This is a genomic window from Achromobacter sp. RTa (assembly GCF_000757485.1).
Lineage (GTDB): Bacteria > Pseudomonadota > Gammaproteobacteria > Burkholderiales > Burkholderiaceae_B > Achromobacter.
Window position 1 is genome coordinate 95198 of sequence record NZ_JPYO01000029.1, and the last position, 16840, is coordinate 112037.

Here is a 16840-nt window from a genome sequence, read left to right on the forward strand (position 1 = left end):
GCTCCATTCATTGATTGAGAGGGTCGGGGTTGCCTCCCCCGTCAGATCCCGTCGCCTTGCCGGCGCTGGTCGTGTGCCGAGGATCGCTATCGAATACAAAGCCCTCGGCGTCGGCCGTTTCGTTGTCGGCGCGAATCTCCGCCGCAATGTGGTCCGGATCGTCGCCCTTCTTGAGGATGATTGACGACCGGCTGGCAAAGCCACTTCGCACCGACTCCTTGTCGGCCTGCACGTCCTGCACGGGATTGAAGTACGGCCATCCCTGGGGAACCCACAGCACGCGCAACCATTCACGGCGGCGGCGGTGGAAATCTGGCATGGAAAACGTGCCCGAAAGCGCCAGCGCATCGATCCAGGCATTCCAGACTGGGCGGCAAAGCTGATGAACCACGCAGTGCCACTGGTATTGCTCGATGAGCCGGTGGAACTCGTTGACCACCACCCGCAGCGTCCGATCGCTGATGCCGCGCAGGTCGCCTGTCGCGATCTCGTAGGGCACGCCGACAGAGGCAAACGCCCCCATCAACTGCTGCCGCATGAACCCCTCGTAGTTATCGCCAGCATCCGGCGGGCTGGAGAAAGTCACCGTTTCCCCTGGCGCCAATTCCTGCATGGTGCCGGGCTCCATGGAGACGAGCGGCGTGCCATCGTCATCGATCTCGTAGCCATCGGCCTCGCCCGTAAGCGGATTATTCGGATCGGCGTCGGGGTCGGGCTTGGTGATGAAGCCAGCGAAGAGGTTTGCCACCTCCTGCCGATACATGACGGCATCGTCCAAGTTGTCGATGGATTTCAATCGGAGCAGGACGGTCGCCAGAGCGGTCACTCCCCGCACCTGCCCTGGACGCAGCATCGGATAGGCGTGGATGACCTGCTCGGCTGGTACCCTGACCATGTCCTGCCCGGCAGCGTTTCGGCCGAATTCGCCAGGATGGCGGCGCCACATATGATAGGCAGCGCGCCGTCCGATAGCATCGAACTCCACGCCATTCACGATTTCGCCACCGTTCGGCAAGGTAAGCGACCGCTCGACCGGCAGTTGGTCTCCCTCCATCTGCTGCAATTGCAGAGGCACGGACAATCCGTCCTGAGGCCGCCGAGGGCGCAAACGGAACAAGGTTTCGCCATCCTGGAAGATGCTGCGCACAGCCAGAGCCTGCATCCCGTAGAAATCCAGTCGGCCGTCAGCGTCAGCCTCTTGTACCCAGTCAGCCCACAGTTCCTTCAGCGCCCGCCGGACGTTGGGGTCCGGGTGCTTGGGATACGGCTGGATCCCCGTGCCGATCACGTTGGATACCCAACGTGTGGTCGCGGTCAGCGCCCACGGATCGTTGCGCACGGCGTCGCGCGCGCGGCGACGCTGCAAGCTCAGGTTTTGCGTCGCCGCGGCGTTCGGCCCCGATCCCGAGGGATTCCAATTCCGGGCCCGGCTGCCCGTGGCGCTGCCGCTTTCGTAGCTGCTGCTCATCTGCGCGCTAAGGCGACGAGGCAAAAGCAAGTTGGAACCACGATGCTTCAGATAGCTCATCGGATCCCCTTGCCGGCGTTGCGCAGCCTGAACTGCCGCGAGCGCCCCTTTCCTTTGCTGAGTTCCCGCTCCACATGGGCGCGGGCGCGCATCAATTCGTCCGTACTGCGAAAGCGCACGCGCTTGCCGTCGTACTGGACCTCCAATTGGCTGTTCGCTATCGCGCGATCCAGCCTTTCCAGGTCCGCCTGGGTGTATGCCATGACCTTGCCTTATTGGTTTCTGTTCTGCGGCCTACCGGCGCCCCCGGAGGTAGCTGGAAGCCGCAACTCGCCGGCGCGCCGGCTTGACGGCCGGCACGGCACGCGCCACTGGCGCCGCAGGCGCGACCTTCGCCGGGGCGGCTGGCCGCGTGGTTGATGGCGATGGCGGGTCCGGCTCTTCGTCCCGTGGTGGCGGCAGCGCATCGAGTTTTGCCGCCATGGCGTCCCACCAGGTGTCCGTCTTGCGAGACAGGCTCAGATGCTCCGCCACCCATAGCGCATACACCGCGCAGTCCAGTGCTTCGACGCGCTTGCGCAACGCCGTCCAGAGCGTTCGAACGCCGGTAGCCGTCTTGCGCGATACCCGCGCCTCGCCCGAAAACTGGCGGAACCATTCGTCCGACAAGTCCTCGGAAAGGTGGACATAGCCTGGGCCCGGCGTCTCGATGGCCAGGCGGCTGTGCAGCAGATCCTTGGCCAGGTTCGTGCCGACATGCCACAAGATCACGCCCTTCTTGATCCGCTTGCCTCGCCAGTCGATATCCACCTGGCCAGCGCCATCCTTGATGGCCTTCTCGCCGAAGGGGCGACCACGGACGGCAAAGACCCGGCGCGCCTTGTTGCGGCGCGCAAAGTCGTAAACCGCATTCGAATGATGGCCGCCACTGTCAATAGCCGTAGCGTAGATGCTCATCTGCTGGCCGCCTTCATGCTGGAAGCGCCGCTCGAACAGGTATGCCGCCACGTTGGACCAGACCTCGTCCTCCGCCGGGTTGCCGTGGAATATCTGGTGATCCACGGTCCACATTTGTCCGCCACGGCCGAATCCCCAGACACCGACCTCCACGCGATTACCCTGCGTGTCGCAACCTGCGAGCAACAACGTGCAGCCCATCGGAACGAGGTTCTCGGCCAAGCTTGGAAGACGGTAGGCCTCAATCTCTGCCCGGCGCTTCAGCTCGTCCGCCTCGATCTTCTCGACCTCGCCCTCCCAGGCCTGGCCCAGGGTGGTATTCCAGAAGGTCTTCAGGGGCTCGTCGTCGCCCAGCTTTGCCTTGGCGTAGGCCTCCTGGAACTCGCGGACCAGCTTGGCCCAGCTGACCATGGGACTGTACGCAGTCCACACGTGGAAGGCGACGCGCCGATGAGCCGGTATTACCTCGCCAGCCGCATTACGGAAGACTCCATCGCGGTCGATGGTGGTGCCGTCCGAGCCGTACCAGAATCCGGACTCCGATGCCTCCAGATATTCGCTCTGGGTGATAAGGCAACCGCAGTGCGGACATAGGTGCTTCACCGATTCCGGATCGCCGTCGACCCACTTGAGCCCGTGCGGTTCGTCCTTGCCACCCCAGGTCAGCGCATGATGCTCGTCGCAGTGGGGGCAGGTGATGTGATACTCGTATCGCGCGTCGGCGCCGGCTGCGCGCTTATCCATCAGGCAGGTCTCTTTCAGCTTCGGAGTGGATCCGACCACCATCTTCGGGAAGGTTGCGCCTTCGAGGCGCTTGGCTGCCAACTGGCCGGGATCGCCTTCACCGTCGATGTTCGAATCGAACGAGCTGAACTCGTCCAGGTACGCCACGCCGATGGATAGTCGCCGGTAGTTGTCGCCCGACCGGCCACCGCGAAGATGCAGCACGCTGCCGCGAAACTTCTTCACCAGCAGCGTGTTGTCTTTGTGCCGTGCCAGCCGCGTCGGGAAGATCGGGTGCATGACCGTCACATCCCGAAGCATCGGCTCCAGCTCGGTCTTGACGAACTCGTCGCGCGCGCTGTCGGTCGGCTGCCACAGCGCCTGATTTCGCCGTTTGTGCTCGGCGAAATAGCCGACGGCGGCCAACAGGATCTTGGTGTAGCCGACGCGGGCCGACTTGATTACGTCGACCTCGTGCACGTCGTCGCTGCCGACGCAGGCGAGAATGCCTCGTTGAAACGGCCAGGCCTCCCAGCGCTGCTCGACATAGGACGATTCCGCAGATAGATAGAAATGGCGCTCGGCCCATTCGCGCAGCGTCATGGGCTCCGGAGCGGCGAAGGATGCAAGCCCGCGTCTCAGCGCGCGCGCGACCGCGGCGCGATTGGACTCTACGAGCATTACTCACCCTCGTTCTCTTCGTCAGCCTCCAGGTCTTCCAGCGACAGGGATGCAACCGCATTGCGGGTCTTGGCAAGCTCGCGCCGCACAATGGTCAAATCCGCATCAGTCAGATTCGGCAGCCGGCGCTTCAACGCCGTCGGAATCGCATCCATCGCGGCGCTGACCTTAGTTCCGGCCCGCGTCAGCACATCTTCCAGCACGCTGACTGGGGCAAGCTCGCCGCGCGCGACCGCGTTCTCCATCTCAATCTTGTCCGCCTGCGCGGCATACAGCCGCGCCTTTTCCTCAGCCGGATCCAGCGTTCTGGCGTCCTCCCCTGCTTGGCGGCCAGCCGCAATGTCACGTATGTGCCCGCAGTACGAAAGCAGCCAATTGCCCAGCGTGTCGCCCGCGACCATGACACCGCGCATGAGCAAGCCGCTTACCGCAGGCTGTGTGATACCGACCAGTTGCCCGAACCGGGCCTGGGTCGTCTTCTTCTCAAGGTCGATCATCGTGCGGTGGACAGGGCCAGGTCTAAGGCGGTGGAAAACTCGGCGTCGTAGCGTTCGCTGTAGACCGCCTCGGCCGTTTCGTAGAAGGGGAATCGCTGCGTATACGAAGGCAGGGCCACCGCCAATAGAACCGGCTTCACATCGGCACCATGCGTGCCGGTCTTCTGCCACACGCCGGCGGGCAGCCGCTGTTCACGGTTGCCAGACATAGACCCCTTGCCACGGGAAACGAAGTACTGCACGCCGTTGACGCGTTTGTAGCCTTCGGCCGTCCTTCTCACCTTCGCCGTTCGCGCGCGGCTGCGGGGCGTAGAGTTCGCCCGATAGCCCTGCTCGCCGAAGGCCTGCAGGTAGGACAGCAATCGCACGATCTGACCGCGCGACATGTTGCCGTAGGCGTCGATCTCGGCGGCCGCCGCCGGCACCGTATAGGCGCCGGCAGGCAATCCAACCCGAGAAAGGGCCCTCTCAGAGCGCTTGAATCGGCGGCCGCCGCCCAATACCTGGGGCGGCAAGTACTTATCAGCAGAAAGGCCCTTGCCGGCGCCGTCGCGGTAGTCGACGGTGGCCACCAGGTTGTCCTTGGTGGCCCGGGCCAACCGCAAGGCGCGCATCGTGTACGGCGTCGGCCGGTCGAATACCTCGCCGGTGACGCGAGCCAGCGCTTCCAGGATGTGCTGCCCAACCCGGTTCAAAGCCAGTGACGTGGCATATGGCAACTGGCGCTGGGCCTGGCCGAAGAAATCCACACCCTCCCTCATCGACGAGTGATGGCGCAGCTTCATAAAGCCCTCAGATATAAGCCCGCCGCCGAGGGAAATTCTCGGCGGAACACATTCAACAGCGGCCGGAAACCCGCACGAATCGCGGCTTGGAGGCCGAAATTATTATTACCCCCCTTAGCGCGCCCGTGACTAGCGAGCGTTCGGGGTTCGAATTACCCTTACCGGACCGATTTTCCTAGGGGCCCCCGGCTTAAGCCCTCGCCGTATCGGCTTTTTTTCCGCCATGCTTCTGCGCCGTTTTCGCGCTTATACGGTGTAAGGCTTACGCCCTGTAAGCCCGTCCCGTGCACGCGCCGATGGCGGGTGCAACCTATTGCACACCACCCGACCGCGATGGCCGAATCCCACACGCCATGTCCAGCGTCCGGTCCGCGGTAGCGAGAAGGTAAACAGATAAACGTATGCACAAAAAGTCCTTGCGGAATCGAATTAATGTACATACAATAACTATATGGACATCACATTCGACGCCGCCAAAGACCTGAGCAACCAGCGCAAGCATGGCGTTTCGCTGGCCGAAGCCGAAGAGTTCGAATGGGATGACGCCCTGGTGCGTGAAGACATGCGCCGCGAGTACGGCGAGCGCCGCATGATCGCCCTGGGCTATATCGATGTGCGCCTGTATTGCGTGGTGTACGTGGACCGCAACAACGAACGGCGCATCATCAGCCTGCGCAAGGCAAATTCGAGAGAGGTGAATCTTTATGCCGAAGCTTAAGCCGGGGACCATTGTCCCCACCCGCGAAGAGGACGAAGCCATCAGCCGCGGCATTGCTGCCGATCCTGACACCTATGAACTGGGCGCTGCTGATCTGAAGCACATGAAGAAGATCGGCCGGCCTAAGGCTGAAGTCACGAAGGAACGTATCACCATCCGCTTGTCGCCCGACGTGCTGGAGAGCTTCCGCGCTACGGGCAATGGCTGGCAGACGCGCGTAGATGCGGCCCTGCGGGACTGGCTGAAGACGCACGCGCCTCGCTGATAGTTGCGGCGGCAGGATTCGAACCTGCGACCTCCGGGGGTATAAACCCGGCGCTCCGCCACTGAGCTACGCCGCGAAAGCTAGCCTTGCTACTGCCCGCCCAGACCACGCTTACGCTTGGGCGTGAAGGGGCAGTTTTCGGGGTCGTGTCCACCAAACATATGGAGCTCCAATGAAGAAGCCCCGGCCAGTTTCCTGGTCGGGGCAGATGTTGATCATCATCTGCTATGGTTACAAGTTCCTACACTTCAACAACCATAGGACGGACGTATGACTCAGGAACAAAGTCTGCAAGACATCATCCCCCAGATTTCTATGCTTGGGCTCGCCTTAGCCCAAGCTCAAGCACATTCGAACCGGGATATCACGATGGGGTACATTGGCCGTGCCGTTTTGGCAGCCCAGCAACAGGGAATTAGTAGCGCCTATTTGGAAGAGGTGTACCAAAAAACATTCCCTGGCTCGCCACTACCGATCGCGCTCAGCGATGAGGCATATGCTGAACTGCTCAAGCGTCAGCAATCTGGCAATTCTTGACCGCTGCCCGCTCCACTGAGCTCTTCGAAAGCACTACGTGGCCGTCAGTATTTATTACTGCGGCCATCATTTGTTCGCGCAACGGGCGCCGCTCCTCTTCCAAGGCGTCCAAGCCTGGCCGAATGAAAAAGAGGACGACGCGCCCCCAGAATTTCTTCAGCATTGAGATCTCCAAGTAGTAAACCCCGACCGGAATATCCGTATCGGGGCTTTCGATTATCTGGAGCGGGCTGCGAGGATCGAAACCCGCGTAGGCGGCTTGGAAGGCCGCAGCCTGACCACTCGGCCAAGCCCGCTGGTTGCGCGGCTGGGATTCGAACCCAGGGACTCCCAGTATTGGGTGTGCGCCCCACTGAACTGTTTGTAGCGGCCTCACCCTTCGTCCAGACCTTTCGGCATCTCGGGCACCGCGCAAAAAAACCGCCAGCTTGCGCTTGGCGGATTCAGATCTAGCACTGTGGTTTAGGCAGGCAAAGCACTCAGTTTTCGCGTGTCAGCCTGATCGTAATAGTTTGCTCGGCCAAGCTCTCTGGCATTGTTGGACCTTGCATTTGCCCTTCAGCCCCGGGGCATTCACCCGACGCAAACTCCCCAGCAGACATCGCGCTCATCTCAAGCGTGGCCCAATGAATGAGTATGTTTCGCTCTATCGCATCTGCCATCTCGCGCAGCCGATTTGCCAGATCGTACCTGCTCATTTGCTGAATCAGCATTGCGCCGCCTTTCGGCACATGTGAAAAATACCGTCCACTTTCACGCGTGGGCAATCTAGCGAATGTTGCTCAGGAAGGTCGCACATGAGCATCGACCAGATGACGCCCATGATTTATAGCAGCATCTACGGCCATTACAGGGCTTGAAACAAACCCTCCTGACGCAAACAGCGGCACTTCTTCGGGTACGTTCAACCCATGTTGATCCGCAATGACGTCCAGTGCCACAGTGGCTGTGAACGCTGGCCGACGGCTTCTCCCAACCGATATACGGGAGACGTTTGCCGTTAGACGATACCCTTTGTAGATCATGTTGTTGTGAAACATAAGCCCTCCTATCTTTCACTTACCTAGGGCTCTGTTTCACAACGCGCGAATTTGCGTAGCCTGTGGGCCTTTGGCGCCTGGCGCCGAAACGTAGCTGACGCGTTGGTTTTCAACTAAAACCTTGTGGCCATCGTCGCTGACTATCTCAGAGAAATGAGCAAATAGGTCCTTGCCGCCGTTCTCAGGCATGATGAATCCAAAGCCCTTTGCGTCATTGAACCACTTAACAATTCCGGTTTCCATTCTTCTACTCCTTAAATCGCGGGCATCGCCCGAAAGGGAGCTAGTCAAGGAAAGGACTGCGAACAATGAAGCACCCTTGAGGGCGCAAAACCGGACGAAAATCGCGATGCTCGAAAAGCCGCTAATTCACTATGGGCGCACCCGCCCAGAAAGTCAACCAGCGTTTCCATTTAGCGCCAGAGCAGACTTGGAACATGGCACGCATGTCGCTGTGTCTGTCCGAATTCGGAGCAGAACCTCTAATCAAGCCACACTACGAGCATTGCGCGCAAAAAAACCCGCCAGCTTTCGCGTAACGGGTTTTGCGGGACGGACTTCTTAGGAAATCCGTTATTGCTAATTATGGCGGTGGTTTTCCGCACCGTCAAGGATCATCTTGGTGCGGCTAGACTTCCACCTTCCGCAGGCTCGCTGCAGCTCCTTTTATCCCTGCAGCGACAAAGTCAGCTTGGTCTGCTGTGATCACTACTGTATTGGGATCGTCACTGCCGCTGTCCTGCTACGTGATATAGATGTTTCCGCCCATGATCGAAACCTCGACTTCGTACATTTTCATTTGTTCGACTCCATGAAATGGCCTCCCGGTCCAGGACGCTGTTTTTTGCCATGGGATGCGGCGAGGAAGCGCTACGGGATAAACCCCCCGCCGCGCAGCAGCATTTCTGCAGCGGCATGCGCCGCTTGCTCGATACCGTAGATCGGTTCCGCACCCTTCTTCTCTCGTGCGCCGCGCAGCCATTCGTTGGCCTTAGCGCTAGCCCTTTCCACGCTTCGAACGTTGCAAGCGTACTCGTCAGCGATCGCTTGCAAGGTGCGTACACTGCCTCTGTCGTAGTACCGACGTACAAGAGCGTGCAGGAGCGCGCTATGTGCGGTACGCATCGAAAGATGCGCGCCCAGCGCTACCGCGATCCTTTGCAAAGCGCCCACCCAGCCCGGATGGTCACCCTCGGACTGGCAATGCTTGCAACAAACTTTGCGTTGTCCATAGCGCGCCCAAAGCACAGCCAAGTGCAATGGCTCCAAGCCGCGCTCCAGGAACTGGCGGACCTGGGCGATTTCGGCGCATCCATCGACGCCCGCAAGGGGTCCCGGCTCGCCCAAGCGCATGTCTGCCGCACGGGCCACAGCCGGCCGGTTCAGGGTATGCCGTTCTTCGCTGAATGCGTAGGCCAAGGCCACGGCGAGCCGCGGAAACGGCGCATTGCGTTCGGTCATGCTTCCTCCGGCATCGCGTAGACGGGATACAAGGGCGCCGGTTCATTGCTGCCACCCGCTATGCGCAGCCAGGTGTTCAGCTGCTCGCGCGCGTCAGCATCGTGGCGCGGGTGCCCGGCCCACAACAGCATCCATTGGCCGCGCTCGGACTCGCTCAGCGTCATCAGGTGTTTGGCCAGCAGACGGTCAAGGGTGGCGCGGTCCGCAAGCGCCACGCCCCCACGGCAACGCCAGCAGCGGCACGGTGCATACGTCATGCCTGTGTCATAGATCGGGTCCGCGATTTGATGCGTTCGCGCGATGATCGCGCCGGCTGCCTCCTCAACAGGGAGCTCCAGCCAAGTTTCGGGGTCGTTGTGATCGAGCATGATCAAGTCCTCAAACGATTCCAGGGTTGTAGGGAGGGACGCGCAGCAAGCGCGCCACAAGCTCAACCGCAGAGCCGTCGTGAACAGTGCTCTCGGTGAAGCGCAACGTCCTCCGGCAAGCGGGGACGATGTATTGCGGCAGGCAATCGCCATCAGGCGAATACCCGCAGATTTTTCAGGGCCGGATTGACCGCAGTAGCATGAAGGCCCGACCAGGAGATGCTATGGAAAAAGCAAAATGGGACTTCCAGATAGAACGCCCTTTCCAGGATGACGGGCACTGGCGCATTGGCTACACGTTGATTCCGGGCACAGATGGAACTGCCGGCGAACGCATCGCCATCGAGGAGCGCTACCCTTCCGCACAAATCGCTATCGACGAAGCGACTCGCCTTGCGCAGATCCATGTCGCGGATCTGAACGGGGATACCGCGGCGTTTGAAAAGCCGAGTGACGAAGAGGTGCCGTTCGGCAAGCATTCTCGTTTCTAGATTGACGACCGTCCGATATGGCAGAACAGTCATCACGCCGATCCCCGGTTTTGCAGCGAGTAGATGGGCGCCCGCGTGAAATGCGCATAATCGCGGTACTGACCTGTCACCCGGTCATACTGCAGTTCCACCATACCCACGCGACCGACGAACTTCTTGCGGATTTTCTGAATATGGATCTCCACCGGCTTGTTCTCGTCCTTGACGTGCCGGTACACAGTGATGCAGTTGTCGGCCTTGTTGCGCCAATGCGCGGAACCTGACACGTCGTATGGCGTGGGGATCGGGTAGTCGCCCGAATCCTTGTCCTTGTAGAGCTTCGCCGGGTGCGCCACGACCCATGTGTGCACGCCGTGCGCCCAGCAGAACTTGCGGATTTTGGACAAAGCTAGGGAGATATAGTCCGTCTCCGTCTGTCCGGCGGTCCGCCCGTGTTCGATCTCGTTCCACGGGTCCATGATCAACCCGCGGATGCCCTTGCGGGTCACCAACCGGCTAGCCTGTTCCAGCAGCGCATCAAGGCTGGGCGACTCCGGCATCATGAAAGTGAAGTGGTCGGCCAAGAAATCCATTGCCCTGTCCAACTCCGCCACGTCCATACGGTCGTTCGGCCCCGCCGCAAACGGCTTGCCGATGAACTTCTCCATCAGCTTCTCGCTGTGATAGTCCGCAGGGAAGTTCTCGGGCGAGAACATTCCGAAATTCCAACCATGCTGCTGCGCAAGATGGACAGCCAGGGCATCCAGCCATTCGGATTTGCCATGGCCGGGGATGCCGGTCACCAGGGTCCACTCCCCTTCCAGCACCGTATAGTGCCCGTCCATGCCGGGCCAGCCGGTCGACACACCGCGCCTGACCTCACCCTCGTAGCGGCGCAGAATTTCCGAGCGGAAGTCCGTCACGGAGTACGTTCCCTCGATCGGCACCGGCTGTGCGTCTTCAATACACTTCTGCAAGGCTTCGGGGCCAAGCTTGATCAGCACGTCGTTTGCGTCTTTGCAGCCTTCTGGCCAGGTCACGATCAGGCACTTATCGCGACCGAGGCGGCGAACCAACTCTTCCTGAAGGCGCCGGCCCGGCGCGTCGTCGTCCACAGCGATGATGTGTTCGCGGACGCTGGCCAACTGCTCGCAATCCAGGAAATCGAATTTGCTGTCGTAGTTCTTCGTGTCCGGCGTGGGCGCGCCATCGGGCACCGAGACGCAGTTTTTGAAACCGCCCTCCTCCACCGACAACTTGTCCATCTCGCCTTCGACCCAGATCAGGACTGCATCCACATCGTTCAAGCCGTACAGCACGCGCTGCGCCCCCGAGGCCAGACGGAACAGTTTGTCGCCGGTGCGGTACTTGACGTTGATCACCTCGTCGCCGTCCAAGTACGGGAACATCACGCAGGTGCGTTCCTCTTCGACCTGTGGGAAGTACTGTGAGCCGTAGCCGATGCAATTGCGCAGCAGCGTGCCCTGGCTGATCCCGCGCCCGGCGAAGTAGTCCACGACGGCCTGGGGCAGATCGGTGCGGTTCAGCACGTAGTCCGGCCTGCGGTAGATCTTCGGAGCCTCGGGCCGGCGCTCTTCGCCGTGGCCCAGCGACCCGCCCCAACCACAGTGGTGGCAGTTCCACAGGCCCTTCTCGGTGTTGACCGACAGGCACGGATAGTTTTTCTTCCGGCGACTGGGCGAGCATTTCGGGCACGTGGTCTTGACCTCCACGCCCGTGCGGCCCCGCAGGTCGATCCCGAAGTCATCGAAGGTCTTCACAGCACCACCTCCGGACGGCCATCAGCGCCGAAAATTCGGCCATTGAGCCGATAGCGACCATTGCCCAGATCGACGCGCCCATCCTCGGGCATCACGACGTTGCTCAGCTGCCCCGCGTACTGCGCGAAGTTCGTCGCGTTGAACAAGGTCGCAGGCCGCAGGTACTTCCCCCAACGCGGATTTCCGAACCACTCGGCGCGCTTGGCGTCGATCACCGCGCGAATTTCCTCCGCGGTGTAGCCCTCGCCGAGTCTGCCGCGCACGAGGCGGAGGTTGGACTCTACGGGCTTAAACGCCGATCCAGTCACCTCGTTGAGATGGGCGATGATGGTCTTGGCGGCGTCGCTTTCGGCTTCGGGATGAGCCGCCGAGTCGGGCTTGCCCGACAAGGGTTTTTCTTTCTTTTGTATAGTTTCCTTTTGTGGTTCCCGAATCGGTAACCCCTGCGTGACCGAATCGGTAACCCTTACCGAATCAGTAACCCCAGTGACCAAATCAGTAACCCCAGTAGTGGTTACCGAATCAGTAACTTGGGTTGCCGTTTCGGTAACCCCATCAAGGGGTTGCTGTTCCGGTAACCCCCGTTGCTCTTTCGGTAACCCCTCCGCAACCGAATCCGTAACGGTTTGAGCAGCGCCCCCAAGCGTCCATTGTTTGTAGCGCTTGTTGAGGGACAGCGAGTTGCTGAATGTGCCGGCCGTCCGGCGTAGGACGCCTGCGGCAATGAGGTCGTTTACAGCACGGCTGACGTGGGGCTTGGCGATGCCAGTCATAGATGAGAGTTGTCCCAGGCTGATGTCGTCAGCCTTCTTTCCATACCCATAGGTTTTGCGAACCACGGCCATCACAACGGCCCACTGGCGCGCTGAAAGGCCGGCACGGCACAAGCCCTCAAGGAGCTCGTTTGCGATGCGCGTATGGCCGTCCTCGACCTGCGGCGACGTGTTGTCGTGTGTCAATGTGTGCGCCTCAGAACGGCAATCCGTCGTCGGGTATCCACACAACGCGGAAGCAGCCTGCGGACGCGGGCAGCGCCCGTAGTGCCAGGGCAGCGGCCTCACGTACTCGGTCGGCGGGCAGTTCTGCGAACTCCGGCCCATCACCGATCAGTTGGCGGATGGGATCGTGCGTGATCTGAACGCCGAACAAGGCCGACAGCGGCACATCGAGCGCGTCGGGGCCTGAGCCGCTGACGATCCTGGGCGGCTGGTCGGGCTGGTGCTGCACCAGGGAAATTTCCCGTTCCGTGCCACGTGCGTCCGTGTAGCGCAGCAAAGGCACGATCATGCGAGGGGCCATAGAACCTCCATCACTCCACAAAGAAGGCACTTCGGCAGGATGGGTGGAGGAGTCCATCTCTTCGGGAGCTACCCTAGCCGTGTGCACACCGTTATCCGCCTACGGCCTGAGCCGGTGGCGGCGTTGAAAGTTGACCCGGGTGCGTTCTTCGCGCTCCAGACCTCGATCGAAATCGGCAATCCACTTGCGCATGCCGCGCCGGCGCCACAGAAGCCAGAGGCCCACGCAGCAACCGACGATCAGCATCAGCAGCCACGTGAACGCGGCCATTAGGATCAAGATGGAAACTGCCGTGTTCATGGCTACACGTCCTCCGGGCCGATGCGGACGGCACCCGGTGCCGGCGGCGTGGTGGTGACGCCGGGGATGTGCACTTCGGCCACATCCTCCGACTCGATATGGGCGGTCGAGTCCACTTGTGACAGAATGTTGGCTCCTACACCCCCAACCTGCTCACAAGGGACTGACCATGGAAAAGAGAAATCAGGCACCCCCGCGGCGCAATCCGACGCCGCAGCCTCAACCTCAAAGGATGCGGAATGACTACCAAGCAGGCCATAACGACCGTTGAAAGGAACCACGCCGAGGCGGTCCTTGATGTCCTCTACGGCGTGACGTTCAACGACATGAACGAGCGCTTTTATCGGCGAATCGATAGTGTCTTTTCGTTGATCAACATGGTCGGCGGCTCGGCAGCAGTGGCGGCGGTCGCAGGCGGCCGGGGGGTGATTGCCGGAGTAATCGGCGGCGTAATCGCTGCCGCGGCATACCTCGAGCGAGAGATCCGACCCGCGCAAAAGGCTGTCCGTTGCGCTGTCCAACGAGAGAAATTCGGTGACTTGGCCGCGCGGGCCCCTGAGATGACTTTGGCCGAGATCGACCGCGAATTGCGGCGCCTTCAGGCGAATGGCCCTGACACGATCACCGCGCTGGCTATCCCAGCCCACAATGCCAATCTGCGCACGAACGGATTTGACGATTGGGTGGTCGACGTTCCATTCCTTGGCCGATTGGCCTGCTGGATTGCCTAACGTACGGCGCACGCGCCTCCCGAACGGGCGGCATACTCGATGTCGAGGTGCGAGCAACACGCCGACCTCTTCCGCACGGCCGATAAGCGTGGCATCGACGCTAAACATGCGGGCGCCCCCCCCCGGGATCACGATGTTTGATCCCGAAGCATGGACAGCAGTGCCACGCCCGTCGCATATGAGGGCATCCAAGGTCTATCGCTAGGCTTGGCGGCATCCGATATGCACGCGCGAGACACGCCGAGTTTTCGGGCTATCTCTGCCTGCCGAACTCCTGCGGCGAGGATTGCACGCAGTACGGGGCGCATGTCGCTCTCGGGGGTCAAATTTCTTTCCATGCGCAATGTTAGACGTATCTTGCACTAAAATGCAAGCCGCATCTTACATTTGTTAGGATAAATTGACGCCATGACCACTCTCCCCGATCGCATTAACTTCCTGCTCTCCGAGAATCACTGGAGCGCCGCTGAGCTAGCCAGACAGGCTGGCGTAAGTCGCGCGGCCGTCTCCGATTGGCGAAATGGCAGCGTCAAGACGTTGACAGCGGAAGTCGCGTCCAGATTGGCCGCTGCTTGCAATGTGGACGCGATTTGGGTGGCAACCGGCCGCGGCGAGCCGCGCCAAGGTGATCTGGATCAAAGAGATGCAGGCGCTCGGACGTCAGGAGAGTGGCCGTTTCAAGCGATCGACCCTGCGCGGTACGCCCAGTTGCCAGACGCCGTCAAAAGAATGATTGAGGGACGCGCCCTCGCATTAATTGACGAGTGGGAGGCATCTGCACGCGTGAGCACGGCCAAAAAGCCGAAGGCTGCTTGATCGGGTTTTTGTTGCCAGCACCTAACCCGACGGGTCTATGCCGAAACGCCCATCGGCCTGGTGCTGGCTCCTATTCCTTGGGCGGCGCATAGGACAGCGCAATGAAGAGTCAAGCTTGGGCCAATGATAGCTGTGAGCAAGTCCAGTCTTACTACACGGTGTATCCGGTGCCAACTGCTGCGGCATTGTGGTGCGGCATTCCTGCCGGCGAAGTGCAGGAACATCTACAAATTGCAGAACAGGTCCATCGCGCAGTCTTCAGACACCCCTACATTCCTTGTCTCGAGCCGAGGTGCCGAGCGATCCACGAAGCTATTGAACAAGGCATTCTGTTGGTAAGCAGGGAAAGCGGCAAAGCCTTCGACGGCTCAACGCAGCACGTTGCCCCAGAACGTCGCCATGTCTCCCGCAATGACTTGAAGGAATGGATTTCGCGAGAATTCCCAGCCGACAAGCCAAAGTTCTTGTTTGATGAAATCGAGCGCACGACTCATACGGCTATCAACGCGGACAGCTTTAGGGCGCTGCAGGCCGAACGTGATGCACTGAAGGCACGGATTGAAAAAGCTGAAACAGCGTGGAAGGAACAGGCCGCACCTGCGATCAAGGAGCTAGAAGCCTTGAAAAAGAACACCTCCCAATTGGCGACAACCGAGAGGAATACTCTACTCATCATCATCGCCGCACTCTGCAAGTATTCTGAAATCGACCTCAACGAACGAGGCGCGACCACCAATGTCGCGCAACGGACAGACGATATCGGAGCACCAGTTTCGGATGACACGGTGCGAAAGGTCTTAGGTCAGATCCCAGATGCCTTAGCGACTAGGAAGAGAGCATGAGCAAGCTGTTCACCTTGAAGCAATGGGTGACACTGGCCGACGCTGCCAAGTACCTTTCCGTATCCTTTGGTGAGCACGTCACCGAAGCCGACGTAATTCAATTGGCCCTGGACGGTCATCTACGGCTATCGATTCGCCTGCTGGCAAGCTACTTATACGCACGCCGTTGGTACAAAAAACCGGCAAGTGAAATCGAATATGAAGAAGTCGAATACCAACTGAATGAAGGGGCTTCCACGGGACAATCCGTGTTTACGAGGCGGGAGCCGGTGGATGGTGAGGTAATACACCTTCCCGAGTTTTGCGGGGAGGGAGAGATGCTGCAATTGGGAATGAGCGCAATTGGCTACGCCCGAGACCAGCCGGGACGTGAAATAGCGGACCTGCCCGCTACTCGCTATTCACGCGTGTTCCTATTGCAATGCCTGGACGAATTTAGCAGGCCTTCGGAATCTGCCCAATACGATACAGGTAGGTTGCTCATTCAGGAAGATAGCGGCGATCTCTGGCAGATTGAATCGTATGACGACTGTCTGACGGAGGACATTGAGCTCGCGGTACGAACGACAGCATTGCGAGGCCTTGAGCAATCATTGACTTCCGCCCCAAAGGCGAAAGAGGATGATCAACTATCTACACGCGAGAAAAACACCCTCCTAAAGATCATCGCAGGACTCACGGCGGCGAACTACAAGTCCTATACAGGCGAGAAAAGGACGGCCACGGTTGCAGAATTGCTGCGGGATTTCCAGACCGTAGGCATAGATGATGTGAAAGAAGACACAATACGCAAGCGGCTACAGGAAGCCGCGGAGTATCTTCCAAAAAAAGCTGAAAAATCATAGATCAGCACCCGAATTAGGTTTTGCCCAACCCGAGTTAGGCCCAGAACGCTCCCTCGATCGCCAGACTGCACCTGTATTCACCTCGCAGGAGTGCAGCAGCGATGCAAGCCGCCATTCTCAAATCGGGTCGCACCGCCCCGTATAGCAAATCGGTACATACCGCTAAAACCCATAGCGCCGCACTGGCTGCCACGGGCCGTATGCGTCTGTCGGTCGTATCGGCAGTCCACGGTGTAGCCAAGTCCACGATTCAGAT

The 16840-nt window shown here is 60.1% G+C and carries 22 protein-coding genes and 3 tRNA genes; 8 read left to right on the top strand and 17 right to left on the bottom strand.

Annotated features, from left to right (window positions below; all coding sequences use genetic code 11):
- Positions 1-7: 7 nt before the first annotated feature.
- The 5 genes from JL37_RS11050 to JL37_RS11070 all read right to left on the bottom strand — a co-directional run bounded on the left by JL37_RS11050 (position 8) and on the right by JL37_RS11070 (position 5111).
- Positions 8-1528, bottom strand: a complete 1521-nt coding sequence (locus JL37_RS11050; RefSeq protein ID WP_052097077.1) for a phage portal protein — start codon at positions 1526-1528, stop codon at positions 8-10.
- A complete protein-coding gene (locus JL37_RS11055) occupies positions 1525-1731 on the bottom strand; it encodes a phage head-tail joining protein (RefSeq protein WP_043544039.1) in 207 nt (68 codons plus the stop codon). Before JL37_RS11055 ends, JL37_RS11050 begins: the two co-directional genes overlap by 4 nt.
- A gap of 31 nt (positions 1732-1762) precedes the next feature.
- Positions 1763-3751, bottom strand: coding sequence for a phage terminase large subunit family protein (locus JL37_RS11060; protein ID WP_081955045.1), 1989 nt, complete (start codon positions 3749-3751; stop codon positions 1763-1765).
- Between the two features lie 77 nt (positions 3752-3828).
- Positions 3829-4326 carry a terminase small subunit gene (locus tag JL37_RS11065; protein ID WP_043544043.1) on the bottom strand — a complete coding sequence of 166 codons (498 nt, stop codon included), beginning with the start codon at positions 4324-4326 and terminating at the stop codon, positions 3829-3831.
- The gene (locus JL37_RS11070) at positions 4323-5111 is read right to left on the bottom strand and encodes a hypothetical protein (protein ID WP_052097080.1); all 789 of its coding nucleotides are present in this window, start codon (positions 5109-5111) and stop codon (positions 4323-4325) included. The genes JL37_RS11065 and JL37_RS11070 overlap by 4 nt, the downstream gene beginning before the upstream one ends.
- Positions 5112-5562: 451 nt before the next feature.
- On the opposite strand from JL37_RS11070, the gene JL37_RS11075 reads away from it, so the two are divergent.
- On the top strand, positions 5563-5829 hold the full coding sequence (locus tag JL37_RS11075) for a BrnT family toxin (protein ID WP_043544044.1): 267 nt from the start codon (positions 5563-5565) through the stop codon (positions 5827-5829).
- Positions 5816-6094, top strand: coding sequence for a BrnA antitoxin family protein (locus tag JL37_RS11080; RefSeq protein ID WP_043544046.1), 279 nt, complete (start codon positions 5816-5818; stop codon positions 6092-6094). Before JL37_RS11075 ends, JL37_RS11080 begins: the two co-directional genes overlap by 14 nt.
- Positions 6095-6097: 3 nt before the next feature.
- On the opposite strand, the gene JL37_RS11085 is transcribed toward JL37_RS11080, so the two are convergent.
- A tRNA-Ile gene (locus JL37_RS11085) sits at positions 6098-6170 on the bottom strand.
- Between the two features lie 194 nt (positions 6171-6364).
- Between JL37_RS11085 and JL37_RS30415 the strand changes: the two genes are divergently transcribed.
- Positions 6365-6631, top strand: coding sequence for a hypothetical protein (locus JL37_RS30415; RefSeq protein ID WP_156124280.1), 267 nt, complete (start codon positions 6365-6367; stop codon positions 6629-6631).
- A gap of 221 nt (positions 6632-6852) precedes the next feature.
- On the opposite strand, the gene JL37_RS11095 is transcribed toward JL37_RS30415, so the two are convergent.
- From JL37_RS11095 to JL37_RS11115, 7 genes are all read right to left on the bottom strand, one after another.
- Positions 6853-6927: transfer RNA gene (locus JL37_RS11095), tRNA-Gly, on the bottom strand.
- Positions 6928-7045 (bottom strand) — tRNA-OTHER (locus JL37_RS30420).
- Between the two features lie 65 nt (positions 7046-7110).
- Positions 7111-7344, bottom strand: a complete 234-nt coding sequence (locus tag JL37_RS11100) for a hypothetical protein (protein WP_043544050.1) — start codon at positions 7342-7344, stop codon at positions 7111-7113.
- A 69-nt stretch (positions 7345-7413) separates the two neighbouring features.
- Complete coding sequence (locus JL37_RS30875) at positions 7414-7671, bottom strand: hypothetical protein (protein WP_081955035.1); 258 nt, start codon at positions 7669-7671, stop codon at positions 7414-7416.
- A 36-nt stretch (positions 7672-7707) separates the two neighbouring features.
- Positions 7708-7914, bottom strand: a complete 207-nt coding sequence (locus tag JL37_RS11105; protein WP_043544052.1) for a cold-shock protein — start codon at positions 7912-7914, stop codon at positions 7708-7710.
- A gap of 627 nt (positions 7915-8541) precedes the next feature.
- Entirely contained in the window at positions 8542-9132 is a 591-nt protein-coding gene (locus tag JL37_RS11110; RefSeq protein ID WP_043544053.1) for a hypothetical protein, read from the bottom strand.
- The gene (locus JL37_RS11115) at positions 9129-9500 is read right to left on the bottom strand and encodes a hypothetical protein (RefSeq protein ID WP_129528817.1); all 372 of its coding nucleotides are present in this window, start codon (positions 9498-9500) and stop codon (positions 9129-9131) included. Before JL37_RS11115 ends, JL37_RS11110 begins: the two co-directional genes overlap by 4 nt.
- A 224-nt stretch (positions 9501-9724) precedes the next feature.
- Here JL37_RS11115 and JL37_RS11120 point away from each other — a divergent pair, with 224 nt between their 5' ends.
- Positions 9725-9991, top strand: coding sequence for a hypothetical protein (locus tag JL37_RS11120; protein ID WP_043544056.1), 267 nt, complete (start codon positions 9725-9727; stop codon positions 9989-9991).
- A gap of 32 nt (positions 9992-10023) precedes the next feature.
- On the opposite strand, the gene JL37_RS11125 is transcribed toward JL37_RS11120, so the two are convergent.
- The 4 genes from JL37_RS11125 to JL37_RS11140 all read right to left on the bottom strand — a co-directional run bounded on the left by JL37_RS11125 (position 10024) and on the right by JL37_RS11140 (position 13350).
- Positions 10024-11751: a toprim domain-containing protein gene (locus JL37_RS11125; RefSeq protein ID WP_052097086.1), complete on the bottom strand. Its 1728-nt coding sequence runs from the start codon at positions 11749-11751 to the stop codon at positions 10024-10026.
- Complete coding sequence (locus tag JL37_RS30050; RefSeq protein ID WP_197064595.1) at positions 11748-12710, bottom strand: replication protein; 963 nt, start codon at positions 12708-12710, stop codon at positions 11748-11750. The genes JL37_RS11125 and JL37_RS30050 overlap by 4 nt, the downstream gene beginning before the upstream one ends.
- Positions 12711-12720: 10 nt before the next feature.
- Positions 12721-13038: a hypothetical protein gene (locus JL37_RS30665; protein ID WP_165359207.1), complete on the bottom strand. Its 318-nt coding sequence runs from the start codon at positions 13036-13038 to the stop codon at positions 12721-12723.
- Between the two features lie 111 nt (positions 13039-13149).
- Positions 13150-13350 carry a hypothetical protein gene (locus tag JL37_RS11140; RefSeq protein WP_043544061.1) on the bottom strand — a complete coding sequence of 67 codons (201 nt, stop codon included), beginning with the start codon at positions 13348-13350 and terminating at the stop codon, positions 13150-13152.
- Positions 13351-13589: 239 nt separating this feature from the next.
- Here JL37_RS11140 and JL37_RS11145 point away from each other — a divergent pair, with 239 nt between their 5' ends.
- The 4 genes from JL37_RS11145 to JL37_RS11150 all read left to right on the top strand — a co-directional run bounded on the left by JL37_RS11145 (position 13590) and on the right by JL37_RS11150 (position 16584).
- A complete protein-coding gene (locus JL37_RS11145) occupies positions 13590-14081 on the top strand; it encodes a hypothetical protein (RefSeq protein ID WP_043544063.1) in 492 nt (163 codons plus the stop codon).
- A 408-nt stretch (positions 14082-14489) separates the two neighbouring features.
- Positions 14490-14897, top strand: a complete 408-nt coding sequence (locus tag JL37_RS30055; protein ID WP_081955037.1) for a helix-turn-helix transcriptional regulator — start codon at positions 14490-14492, stop codon at positions 14895-14897.
- Between the two features lie 101 nt (positions 14898-14998).
- On the top strand, positions 14999-15739 hold the full coding sequence (locus JL37_RS30425) for a hypothetical protein (RefSeq protein WP_129528814.1): 741 nt from the start codon (positions 14999-15001) through the stop codon (positions 15737-15739).
- Positions 15736-16584 (top strand): hypothetical protein, encoded by an 849-nt coding sequence (locus tag JL37_RS11150; protein WP_043544065.1) that lies wholly within the window; start codon positions 15736-15738, stop codon positions 16582-16584. Before JL37_RS30425 ends, JL37_RS11150 begins: the two co-directional genes overlap by 4 nt.
- The last annotated feature ends 256 nt before the right edge of the window (positions 16585-16840 follow it).